General features: G+C 27.5%; 11 protein-coding genes and 1 pseudogene. All 12 read left to right on the forward strand.

The genetic code is table 11. The features are described 5' to 3' along the window. Nucleotides 1-6 precede the first annotated feature (6 nt). On the forward strand, nt 7-1,689 hold the full coding sequence (locus EII29_RS06950; RefSeq protein WP_125236814.1) for a uracil-DNA glycosylase: 1,683 nt from the start codon (nt 7-9) through the stop codon (nt 1,687-1,689). 236 nt (nt 1,690-1,925) lie between these two features. Continuing rightward, the gene (locus EII29_RS06955; protein WP_125236815.1) at nt 1,926-2,693 is read left to right on the forward strand and encodes an SDR family oxidoreductase; all 768 of its coding nucleotides are present in this window, start codon (nt 1,926-1,928) and stop codon (nt 2,691-2,693) included. Between the two features lies 1 nt (nt 2,694). Further along, nucleotides 2,695-3,864, forward strand: a complete 1,170-nt coding sequence (locus tag EII29_RS06960) for a glycosyltransferase (RefSeq protein ID WP_125236816.1) — start codon at nt 2,695-2,697, stop codon at nt 3,862-3,864. Next, nucleotides 3,857-4,489, forward strand: coding sequence for a hypothetical protein (locus EII29_RS06965; RefSeq protein WP_158612481.1), 633 nt, complete (start codon nt 3,857-3,859; stop codon nt 4,487-4,489). Before EII29_RS06960 ends, EII29_RS06965 begins: the two co-directional genes overlap by 8 nt. Further along, nucleotides 4,461-5,726: a glycosyltransferase gene (locus EII29_RS06970; RefSeq protein WP_125236818.1), complete on the forward strand. Its 1,266-nt coding sequence runs from the start codon at nt 4,461-4,463 to the stop codon at nt 5,724-5,726. The genes EII29_RS06965 and EII29_RS06970 overlap by 29 nt, the downstream gene beginning before the upstream one ends. A gap of 41 nt (nt 5,727-5,767) precedes the next feature. After that, nucleotides 5,768-6,748, forward strand: a complete 981-nt coding sequence (locus tag EII29_RS06975; RefSeq protein WP_125236819.1) for an NAD(P)-dependent oxidoreductase — start codon at nt 5,768-5,770, stop codon at nt 6,746-6,748. Next, nucleotides 6,723-7,526: an MBL fold metallo-hydrolase gene (locus tag EII29_RS06980; protein WP_125236820.1), complete on the forward strand. Its 804-nt coding sequence runs from the start codon at nt 6,723-6,725 to the stop codon at nt 7,524-7,526. The genes EII29_RS06975 and EII29_RS06980 overlap by 26 nt, the downstream gene beginning before the upstream one ends. Beyond that, on the forward strand, nt 7,519-8,790 hold the full coding sequence (locus EII29_RS06985) for a F390 synthetase-related protein (protein ID WP_125236821.1): 1,272 nt from the start codon (nt 7,519-7,521) through the stop codon (nt 8,788-8,790). Before EII29_RS06980 ends, EII29_RS06985 begins: the two co-directional genes overlap by 8 nt. A 13-nt stretch (nt 8,791-8,803) precedes the next feature. Then, nucleotides 8,804-9,733: a 3-oxoacyl-[acyl-carrier-protein] synthase III C-terminal domain-containing protein gene (locus EII29_RS06990; protein ID WP_125236822.1), complete on the forward strand. Its 930-nt coding sequence runs from the start codon at nt 8,804-8,806 to the stop codon at nt 9,731-9,733. 650 nt (nt 9,734-10,383) lie between these two features. Beyond that, entirely contained in the window at nt 10,384-10,914 is a 531-nt protein-coding gene (locus EII29_RS06995) for an OmpA family protein (protein WP_125236823.1), read from the forward strand. Nucleotides 10,915-11,214: 300 nt separating this feature from the next. Next, on the forward strand, nt 11,215-11,523 hold the full coding sequence (locus EII29_RS07000; protein WP_125236824.1) for a hypothetical protein: 309 nt from the start codon (nt 11,215-11,217) through the stop codon (nt 11,521-11,523). Nucleotides 11,524-11,558: 35 nt separating this feature from the next. Beyond that, nucleotides 11,559-11,771: pseudogene (locus EII29_RS07005) on the forward strand (hypothetical protein); the annotation flags it as partial.

The raw sequence follows: 11,771 nt of genomic DNA on the forward strand, positions 1-11,771 counted from the left end.
TGAAATATGAATATAATTTTAGATGATATTATTAATTATAAAAATATAATAAAAGATTTCGGAGTAGATCCTGTAAATAAAAGGTTCATTACTACAGGAGATAAACTGGTATTTTTTAAAAACGGTGTAATTGAAAAAGAAATAGCAGGAAAAATTAAGAATTCAGAGATAATAAAATATATTAGAGAAAAAAATCAGCTTTTTGTTTCAAGTATTTTTTTTGTGTCCACTCAAAATGGAAAAATATTTAAATGTGACAGTATAAAAAAGAAAATAGTAGAATCTGTCTTTGATTTTGAAAAACCGATTGAATTTATTAATTTTACTAAAGGAGGAAAAGTAGTTTATATTGAAAATAATATATTGTATTCATATGATCCTAATTCAAAAGAACTGATTTCGGAGGTAATTTTAACAGAAGAAGAAAAACATAAAGGAAACTATAAGATATTTACAAGCGGAGAAAATATTATTTTAAAATATAGGGAACTTCATAGTCAGACAAATATTATAAATATTTTTGACAGTAAACTTGAAAAAATATTTGACATAAAAACTGAGAATAACCACATATATTCTAAAATTGTAGATTTAGAATATATAGCAGGAACTGCAACGGGTGAAATTGAAATATGGAATATTTTGGAAAAAGAACTTTATAATTCATTAAAAATTTCTGATACAAAAATATCGTATATTGAAAGAAGTAATGAAAATTATTTTATCGGAACAGGTAACGGAGATCTGATTATTACAGATTCTGAATTTAAAGTTTTAAAAGTTCAAAATATATTTAAGAGTGAGATTAGAAAAATTTGTGTTATTGAAGACGGAATATTTGTTCTGGGAACTGATAACAGAATAGTTACTTTAAAGATAACAGGAAATAAAAATGAAAAGTCTGAAATACTTTTTAGAGAAAAGTTTTTAAAAAAACATAATATACATAAAGATTATTATGATTTTTTTACATTTGAAAAAATAGTAAAAATACATAATTTTTTGAAGCAGATGGAAATTCAAAAAGTAAATTACATTCCTAAAGAGGAAAATATATTTAAAATATTTTCAGATTCTCTTTATTCAAGAAAAGTTTGTTTAATAGGGAAAGAGATTTATTTTCAATATAGTGAATCTTCGGAAAATGACTCCGAAAAGGAAAAATCGTCATGGGATGATCCTGAAATAAGCACTTCACTGAAAAATATATTAAAACTTATATATAAGACATATATGGGAAAATCAATAGATATAAACAATATAAAAGAAAAAATACTAAGCGGAAATTTTAAAATATTTTCTCCGGACAAACTTATTAAATCATGGAAAGAGCAGGGAGTTTTATTTTTGAGTAGAGCATTGACGGTAATTGACGGAAAGTCAGGGGAATATTCTAAATTTTGGATACCTTTTATAAAGGAATTATGTAGATATATATCTTTACATAATAAAGATATGGTTTATTTTTTATGGGGAAAAGATACCGAAATATTTGAAAAAGATATAATTTCGGGAGAAATAATAAAGCACGGATCTCCAGCAGTTTCGGGAAATATCGGAAATGAAAAAGATTTTTTAAATAGCAAATGTTTTGAAAAAACAAAAAAGATTATAAACTGGACAGGATTTGAGATTTCCGAGGTAAAAGAAAATATAAAGTCTGAAAAAGATGATTTTAGGCTTTTTTAAAGAAATTTGGATGAAATATCTATATTTCTATTTCAAAAAAGATTGTGCCCGAAAATAATTTAATTCAAATTTTATAAACATTCAAAAATTCCGGTGCACTGTATTATTTTCATATTCCGATTATTGGTTTCAAATTAAAAACTTTTTAGAATTTTTTATATTATAAAGTTTGGGTGTAATGATTAATCTATAAGAATGAAAGGTAAAATATAGTTAAGAGAGGATAGGAGTTTTATATGTCAACTGTACTTATAACAGGAGGAAGTTCAGGGATAGGAAAAGAATTGGCATTTTTATTTGCTCAGAGAAATTATAATTTATATTTGCTTGCAAAATCTGAAGAAAAACTGAAAAAAGTACAAACTGAGATTTTAAATAAATATAAAATTAATTGTGATATAATTAAATATGATTTAAGAGAATTGAAGAAAATAGAAAAAAATTTTGAAGATTTGGAAGCGGATGTATTGGTGAATTGTGCCGGAATAGGTGAAATATCAAGTATGGACAATATTTCAATAGAGAAAGAATTAGATATATTCAAGTTGAATACAATTGCACCTGTAATTTTAACAAGAATATTTATTAAAAAATATTTATTAAAAAAAGAAGGAACTGTTATTAACATATGTTCCACGGCAGCTTTATATCCTAATCCTTATTTGGGTGCATACAGTGCATCAAAAGTTTCTTTGCTTTATTATTCTCTTGCTTTGGATAGAGAAGTAAACAGTAAAAATAAAAATATAAGAATATTAAGTATATGTCCCGGTCCTACTGCTACAAATTTTTTTAATGAAAGTACAAAGAGAAAATTTTCTACATATGTAAAATATGAAATGAAAGTTCGAGATACTGCAGGACATATAATAAAAGCTTTTGATAAAAAGAAAAGCTTTACTGTTATCGGTTTTAGAAATAAATTTTTTGTAAGGATGATTAGATTTTTACCTGTTACAGCTCAGACAAAAATAGTTGAAAAGTTTTTGAAAAAAGGAGTATAAAATGTTAATTTTCAGAAGTTTACTGATTTTAACAATAATTTTATTTATTTTAAGAATTTTCTTTTCATGGAGATATTTTAAAAATATTGAAAAAAAAGAAAAAAAAGAGATAAATGAAGAAAAGTATACAATTATTCAAACAATACTTTCAGGAGATTCAAGATTAAAGGAAGATTTATCGGCAAATCTAAAAAATACCCATAAGATGAAATTTATGTGGCTTATTGATAAGAGTGATTTATCGGCATATGAAACAGCTATAAATATTCTCCAGGAATTTCAGAAAAACATTAATCTAGAAAATAGAGTGGAAATTTTTCTTATAGATGAAGTTCCTCAGGAATTGAATCCTAAAATTTTTAAAATCAGTCAAGTAATTGAGAAAGTAAAGACAGAATATACAATTATTTTAGATGACGATACGGTAATTGATATTGAGAGAATAAAAGAATTCGGGATATATGAAAACTATGAAAACAGTCAAAATGAATGGCTTGTTACGGGAATACCTTATAATTACGGAACAAAAGGAATATGGACAAATATGATTTCGGCATTTGTGAACAGTAATTCATTTCTTACATATTTTTCAATGGCATATGTGAAAGAAACAAGAACTTTAAATGGAATGTTTTATATGGGAAAAACTGATTTGTTTAGAAAATATAATGTATTTGAAAATATAAAGTACATGCTTTGTGATGATTTGGCATTAGCTGAATACATGTTGAAAAGAAAAGTGGAAATAATACAGACAGCTGTTTTTTGTAATGTACGGACGACAGTAAAAAACTTTACTTCTTACATGCTTCTTATGAAAAGATGGCTTTTATTTTCAAAAATATATATGAAAAATGCTTTTTCCTTGAAATTTTTCACATTGGTACTGCTTCCGTCAATAATGCCTTTTTTACTGCTTATAACGGGATTAATCTTGGGAATAAAATATAATGTATTTGTTTTTTTATTTTTTGCAGTGAAATCATCTGCAATGTATATTTTTAGAAATAAAATGCTCAAGAAAAAGGAAAAATCAACGGTTATTTTATATGAAATAGCAAGTGATTTGATTTTGCCGGTTATTTTTATTTATACTTTAGTAACTCCTCCAATAATAAAATGGAGAAATAAGAAAATTCGTGTTATGGATGGGAAAATTCGTTATGAATAAATTTGGAAAATATTTAAAAAAACTCGAAAAATTGGATAATTCAAAAACTTTCTTGAAATCTGACAGAATAGTACTGTTATTAAGTGGAAGCAGTAATTATGAAACTTCTGCTTTATCAGATGTACAGAAAAATTTTCTCGAAATTTTTAGAAAGTACGGGTATGAAATTATAAAATCCAATTTTCCGTATAACAATGATTTTGAGCATGAAAATTTTGAAGATGTATCTATATTAAAAGCAAGTATATCGAATATTATTTATTATTTACATACTTTATATAATAAAAGATTCAGAAAAGAAATAAAGAGGCATTTTTTGCCTTTATCTGAATTTAATGACATAATTATAGTGACACAAAGTTCAGGATTGAATTTATTGAAAGTTGCTTTGGAGAGTTGGGATATTTCAAACAGAAAAGTAAAAATATTTGCTTTAGGAGCTTTTTCCTATGGTCATAGAAAAATTCAAAATTGTGTCATTTTTAAAGGTAAAAAAGATGTTTATGCTAATTTTATGGATTTTCATAAATGTGATATAAAAGTTGATTGTGGGCATTTCGACTATTTGAAAAATGAACAAGTAAAGGAGATAATATATGAATGGCTTGAAAAAAATAAAAATTAGTGCTGTTTCTCCCCCTTTCAGTGGACATCTGTATCCTTTGATGGAACTTCTGCTACCTCTTTTAAATAGTGGAATGTATGAAATCACAGTATATACGGGAATGCAGAAAGAAAAAGCGGTAACGGATACGGGATTGAACTGTAAAATTATTTTAAAAGACAAACCTTCAGCTTTGGAAAATATAGCAAATACTTTAAAACAGACAAATATGCTGACTATGTATAAACAATTCAGAGATAATATAAAAATGATACCTCAAATAATGAATGAATTGGAGGAAGAATTTAAAAAAGATAGACCTGATATTGTGATAGCCGATTTTGTGGCAATTCCTGCAGGACTGGTATGTAATAAAATGAAAATACCGTGGATAACATCTATACCCACGGTTTTTGCAATTGAAAATAAAACTACGACACCCGGATATTTAGGAGGATTATATCCTCGAAAAGGTTTCTTATATCAAATAAGGGATGCAATTGGAAGATTTGCAGTAAGAAGTGCAAAAAAAATCCTTGCTTTTTTAGCAGTGAAAAAACTGAAACTTAATAATTTTAAATTATATAATGAAAAAAATGAAGAGACTATTTTTTCTCCATATTCTATTTTAGGACTGGGAATGAAAGAACTTGAATTTAGAGATGATTTTCCTGAGCATTTTGTGTGGGCGGGATATCCTGTTCCTACATTTGATAAAAATATTTATCCCCTTATAGATGTGTCAAATTTTAGGAAAACTGTATTTGTTACAAATGGTACACATGTATTATGGGGGAAAAAAGGTCTTGTGGAAATAGTGAAAAAGCTGTCAAATATTTATCCTGATATATGTTTTATAGTATCTTTGGGAGATTACGGAAACAAAGAAAAGGAAATAAAAAAAGTTTATGAAAATATGTTTATTTATCACTATATAGATTATGCAGTAATTTTTCCGAAATCCGATTATATTATTCATCATGGAGGAACAGGAGTTCTTTATAACTGTATAAAGTATAACAAGCCGTCGGTGGTAATTCCTCATGACTATGATCAGTTTGACTATGCTGTCAGGATAATTTTATCAGATGTTGGAATAATTGCAAATTTGAAGTCTGAAAAGTCTGTTATAAAAGCTGTAGAAAAAATGCTGAATCGTTCAGAATGGAAAAATCTTGAAAAAATTCATAATAAGTTTGAGGAATATCCTTATGATAAAATTCTGAAAGATGAAATTAGAAGAATTCTTCAAGTTTAAAAATCGAAAAATTTATAGAAAGTATGTGAAAGTAGGAAAAAATGAAAGTTTTAGTGACAGGAGCTACAGGATTTTTAGGAAAATATATTATAAATGAGCTGACAGAATATGGTTATAATGTTGTTGCTTTTGGACGAAATGAAGAAATTGGAAAGAATCTTGAAAAAAATAAAAAAGTTATATTTTTTAAAGGAGATTTTACTGATAATGAAAAATTGTCCGAAGCAATAAAAAATGTTTCGGGAATAATTCATGCAGGAGGACTTTCCACTGTATGGGGTAAATGGCAGGATTTTTACAATGCCAATGTAAAAAGTACGGAAAATATTTTGAAACTATGTAGGGAATATAGTATAAAAAAACTGGTATTTATTTCTTCACCCAGTATTTATGCGGGAGATAAAAACCAGCTGAACGTAAAAGAGGAGGATGCTCCTAATGAGAATAACTTGAATTTTTACATAAAAAGTAAAATAGAAGCTGAAAAAAAAATTAGGGAATATAATGATATTCCGAGTGTTATACTGCGACCGAGGGGACTTTTCGGTATAGAAGATACCAGTGTTATTCCGAGGCTTCTTCATCTGAATAAAACAAAAGGTATTCCTATTTTTGGAAAAGGAGAGCAGTATATAGATGTCACATGTGTTGAAAATGTGGCATTGGCTGTAAGGCTAGCTTTGGAAAATGAAAATGCGATAGGACAGGTATATAACATTACAAATGATGAACCTATGATGTTTAAAGATGTTCTCGAGCTTTTTTTCAGAAAAACAGGTATAAAAGGTAAATATGTGAAGAGAAATTATTTTTTAGCAAAATTTTTAGTCAGTATTATTGAAAAAATATACCTGATTGCAGGTATAGATAAGGAGCCTCCTTTTACCAAATACACTCTTTATTTAATGAGGTACAGTCAGACACTTTGTATAGAAAAGGCTAAAAAAGAATTGGGGTATAAACCGAAAATGACTGTAGTTGAAGGAGTAAAAAAATATGTCGAACATAATAGAAGAAATTAGATATTTTTCTTGCGGATACTGTACAAATGAGATGAGCAGGATATTTAAGGGAGTTCCGAAAAAAAAATTGAATTTTTATGCAGGAGTATTTTTAATAAAACATAGAAAATATGGTTACGTACTTTATGATACAGGATATAATATAAGACTGTTGAAAAACACCATAAAATATATGATATATAAAAAGCTTAATCCTGTTACTTTGAAAAGGGAAGATATGATTGACAATCATTTGAAAAAAGCGGGAATAAAGGCAGAAGAGATAAAAAGGATTATTTTATCTCATCTCCATCCTGACCATATAGGAGGGATTGAGTATTTTTCTGATATTGAAATTATTATAACGGAAGAATGCTTCAGAGAATACGATAAATCATCTTTTAAATCGTTGATTTTTAAGGAATTTTTACCTAAAGATTTTGAAAAAAGATTAAAAATAATAAATTCGGAAAATAGGAATAAAAATATTTATGGAATTGAGAGTTATGATTTATTTAATGACGGAAGCTTTTTACTTATAAGTATAAATGGACATTCAAAAGGACAGTGCTGTGCATTTTTTCCTGAGAAAAATTTATTTATAGCTTCAGATGTGTGTTGGGGTATGGAGTTGCTTTTATTGACAGAGAAAATGAAGTTTTTGCCTAAAATGGTTCAGGATAATTTTTCTGAATATAAAAAAGGAGTGGAAACGCTTAAAAAATTAGCCGAAAAAGGAGTGAAAATTATAGTAAGCCATGATCCTCCCGAAAGAATAAGAGGTGTGTTAGATGAATAAAATATCCGGACTGATAATTTCATTTATTAAGACGAGATGGTTAAATAAATTTAATACAAGAGAAAAACTTGAAAAATATCAAAAAAAGAAAATAGAAAAATATTTGAAGTTTTTAAAGAAAAAATCTCCTTATTTTAAAGAGAACTATATTAGCGAAGGCTTCAGAATGGATAAAAAGTTTATGATGGAAAATTTTGACAGTCTTAATACTTTAGGTATAAAAAAAGAAAAAGCTATGGAAATAGCTCTTGAAAACGAGAGAACGCGTAATTTTACAAAGAAATACGGAAGAATTTCGGTAGGATTGTCTTCCGGAACATCAGGTCATAGAGGAATTTTTGTAACTACCGAAAAGGAACAGGGGATATGGGCCGGAACTATATTAGCGAAAATGCTTCCTGAAAAGAAACTTTTTGGACATAAGATAGCTTTTTTCCTGAGAGCGGATAATGATCTTTACAAGTCGGTAAATTCTCCTGTTCTTAAACTTGAATATTTCGATACTTTTAAAAATATTGACAGTCATGCTGAAAGGCTTAATATTTTTAAGCCTACTATTCTAATAGCCCCCGCTTCGATGCTGTTACTGCTCTGTAAAGCAAAAAAATCAGGAAAACTGGATATTTCCCCTGAAAAGATTATTTCAGTAGCTGAGATACTTGAAAAAGAGGATGAGAAATATATCCGAGAAATTTTTAATGTTAATCAGATACATCAGGTTTATCAAGCAACAGAAGGATTTTTAGGATATACATGTCGATATGGTTCAATTCATTTGAATGAAGATATAATAAAGTTTGAAAAGGAATATATTGATGATAAAAGATTTTATCCGATTATAACCGATTTTACAAGAACGAGTCAGCCTTTTGTTAAATACAGACTGAATGATATTTTGGTTGAAAGCTCCGTTCCTTGCAAATGCGGCTTGGTATACGAGAAAATTGAGAAAATTGAAGGACGTTCAGATGATATTTTCAGGTTTATAAATAAAAACGGTAAAACTGTGATCGTCTTTCCCGATTTTATAAGGCGATGTATGATTTTAGCGAAGAATATAAGAGAATATAAGGTTTTTCAGACAGATTATAATTATTTGGAAATAGCAATACAGAATTTACAGCCGGATCAGAAAAAGGAAATTTTAAAGGAATTTGGAAATCTATTCAGTTCAATTAATGTGGAAAATGTAAATATAAAATTTATTGAATATAAAACGGATAAATATGTGAAATTAAAAAGGATTTGCAGGAAAATAAAGTAAATGAGGTATGAAAATGAAAAAATTGGAAATTATAGGATATGGAACAGCTTTCCCGAAAAATACTGTAAAATTTGGAAATGATATACGTTATAAAATAGAAAAAAGTGAAACACAGCTGGAACTTGCCGTAGAAGCATGTAAAAAAGCAATAAAAAAATCTGAAATTTCAATAGAAGAAATAGACTGTATAGTCTGGGCAAGTGCTGTGGGGGTTCAACCTATCCCATGTACAGCTGCACTTATTCATGAAAGAATAGCTTTCGGAACTGATATTCCCGCACTGGATATAAATACTACGTGCACAAGCTTTATAACTGCCCTTGACATGATGTCTTATTTAATAGAAGCAGGAAGATACAAGACAGTTTTAATAGTTTCCTGTGATGTTGCTTCAATAGCTTTAAATCCTGAACAGAAGGAAAGTTATGAGCTTTTCAGTGATGGAGGAGCGGCAGTCATTCTAAGACAGAGTGAGAAAGACAAAGGAATAATTTCCGCTATACAGAAAACATGGTCGGAAGGTGCACATTCTACAGAAATTAGAGGAGGTTTGTCAAATCTTCATCCGAAAAATTATTCAGGAAAAACTGAAAAGGAATTTATGTTTGATATGAACGGAAAAACTGTTTTATCTCTTTCAATAAAAAAAATACCCGATATGGTGAAAGAATTTTTGCATAAGGGGAATATAACGATAGATGATATAGATATGGTTATTCCACATCAAGCAAGTATGGCTATGCCTTTTGTCATGGAAAAGCTAGGCATTCCTCAAAAAAAATATATAAACCTTGTAAGAGAGCATGGAAATATGGTTTCAGCTTCGGTGCCTGTGACTTTATGTACTGCCTTTGATAGAGGCATAATAAAATCGGGAGATATAATTTTGCTTATAGGAACAGCAGCAGGGCTTACGACGAATCTGGTAATTATGAAAATATAAAATTTCTGAAAATTTTGTTTTAAAACTTTCATAAAAAAATTTAGAGGATGCTATATGAAAAGATAAATTTGATAATTTAAAAAAGAAACATTTGTTATTTGTGTTTTATTTTTTAATTTTCGGATTTTTTTTATTTGAGATATTAGATATGAAAATTAATATTTTAGAATAAAAAGAATAATTAAATTTTGGCAAAATTTTATAAAAATAATTTAAAAAAATTTTTATATTTTTTGAAAGAAAAAAATAATTGTGTTCTAAGACAAAAAACTTAATTAACTTATTTTTAATTTTATGGAATTAAAAATATGATTTCAAAACCATTTTAGAGGGATTGAAGGTTATAGATTTTTTATTTTAGAGCTATAATTAAAAATCTTCCTTTTGTTGTATAAGACAATATTTTTTTTATGTATTGTATTATAAGAAAAAATATAGTATTTTATTAGTAAAGAATTAGAATTGAGGAAAATGAAAATTTTATTTTATAAAAATCTTATTAAAGAAAAAGGTGATTATATTGGATTTGGATATTGTGAAGTGGTTTATTACATTCTTAGTTTTATTGAATACAGTAATATTATTAGTGTTTAATATTTTAAAACTTATTTAGAATTTACAAAAAAATCAAAAAAGGAGAGTACTATTTTATGAGTCAGAAGTTAGGAAAAACTTTATTAATGTTAATATCCGTATTCTTACTTTCAGCAAATGCAGCGGCTGTAAGAAAGCTTACAAAAGAACAGATGAGAGAAAATACAATTAGAATAAATGCTCTGGAAATAGATGAACTGGAAGTAAAATTAAAAGAAAAATCTATTGATGATGAAATAACAGTTGTATTGGATGATCGAGCACTGAACTTTGATTTTGACAAATCAATTGTAAAACCTCAGTATTATAGTATATTGAGAAATTTAAAAGAATTTATAGAAAAGTATGACTATGATGTGACAATAGTAGGGCATACTGATGCTAAAGGAAGTAATGAGTATAACATGAGACTGGGTCAGAGAAGGGCAAACAGTGTAAGAAATAAATTGCTAGAATTCGGGTTATCATCAGATAGGATAAAAGGTGTCGAATCAAGAGGAGAAGAGGAACCTGTAGCAACGAATAACACTGATGAGGGAAGATTCCGGAACAGAAGAATAGAATTTAAACTTGTAAAAAGAAAATAACCGTCATTTTTTATTTTTATAGAGTTTTATCCTTTTAAATGTCTTTTGCTCCTTTGTTAATTGCAAAATATATGGGAAAAAAACTGATTATTAAATACACAGAATTATAAATAAAAAAAAATTAAATGTAAAGAGAAAAGAGAAAAAAATGAAAAAAGTATTTAACTTAGTAAAAATACTATTGATTTTTCTTTTTATGTGCGTATTAAATATTTCAGAAAATAAAAAAATGATGATACATCTTCTCAAGCTATTAGAGAAAATTTCGAAGAAGTCATTAAAAATATAAAAGAGAAAAAAATGGATTATATTGAAAACCAACAATGTTTTATTTCTCATTGGAATAGAACAATAAAAAATTTTACACAGGAGTATCTAAAGATTTTTGCTTCTTGTGTAACATACAATTCGGAAAGGGATATTAATTGGGATTATCCAAATATTCCCAATGAAGAAGAACTTTCAGTAATATATGTGTATGAGGAAAAATTGATAAAAAAAGTGAAAAATGATTTGGCACGAAGAAAGGTTACATATTTTTTTGAAAGACTTGATTATTATAAACCTGATTCTCTAAAATACAGGAAAAAGAAATTTTATTATTATTAATAATTATTAAAAATTAAATATTATAAGGAGGAAAAGTGAGAAAAGCAATATTATTTTTAACGGGGCTTATGGTAATTTCAGCAGTAAGTTATTCTGCACCTAAAAAAAGTCTTGCAGACAGTTTGGATGCAATAGAAGCAAAATTTAATAATCTTCTTGAAAAGGAAGCGCAAAAGAAAAGAGAATTTGAAGCACAGAAAGTACAGCTTGAAGCTGAAGTGGAAGATTTGAAATCAAAAGAGCAGGGA

This window comes from Leptotrichia sp. OH3620_COT-345 (genome assembly GCF_003932895.1).
In the GTDB taxonomy this organism is placed as follows: Bacteria; Fusobacteriota; Fusobacteriia; order Fusobacteriales; family Leptotrichiaceae; genus Pseudoleptotrichia.

Bases quoted from the DNA above. Each gene is read 5' to 3' on its own strand.
- EII29_RS06950 (WP_125236814.1), top strand. From the start codon at position 7: ATGAATATAATTTTAGATGATATTATTAATTATAAAAATATAATAAAA.
- EII29_RS06955 (WP_125236815.1), top strand. From the start codon at position 1,926: ATGTCAACTGTACTTATAACAGGAGGAAGTTCAGGGATAGGAAAAGAA.
- EII29_RS06960 (WP_125236816.1), top strand. From the start codon at position 2,695: ATGTTAATTTTCAGAAGTTTACTGATTTTAACAATAATTTTATTTATT.
- EII29_RS06965 (WP_158612481.1), top strand. From the start codon at position 3,857: ATGAATAAATTTGGAAAATATTTAAAAAAACTCGAAAAATTGGATAAT.
- EII29_RS06970 (WP_125236818.1), top strand. From the start codon at position 4,461: ATGAATGGCTTGAAAAAAATAAAAATTAGTGCTGTTTCTCCCCCTTTC.
- EII29_RS06975 (WP_125236819.1), top strand. From the start codon at position 5,768: ATGAAAGTTTTAGTGACAGGAGCTACAGGATTTTTAGGAAAATATATT.
- EII29_RS06980 (WP_125236820.1), top strand. From the start codon at position 6,723: ATGTCGAACATAATAGAAGAAATTAGATATTTTTCTTGCGGATACTGT.
- EII29_RS06985 (WP_125236821.1), top strand. From the start codon at position 7,519: ATGAATAAAATATCCGGACTGATAATTTCATTTATTAAGACGAGATGG.
- EII29_RS06990 (WP_125236822.1), top strand. From the start codon at position 8,804: ATGAAAAAATTGGAAATTATAGGATATGGAACAGCTTTCCCGAAAAAT.
- EII29_RS06995 (WP_125236823.1), top strand. From the start codon at position 10,384: ATGAGTCAGAAGTTAGGAAAAACTTTATTAATGTTAATATCCGTATTC.
- EII29_RS07000 (WP_125236824.1), top strand. From the start codon at position 11,215: ATGGATTATATTGAAAACCAACAATGTTTTATTTCTCATTGGAATAGA.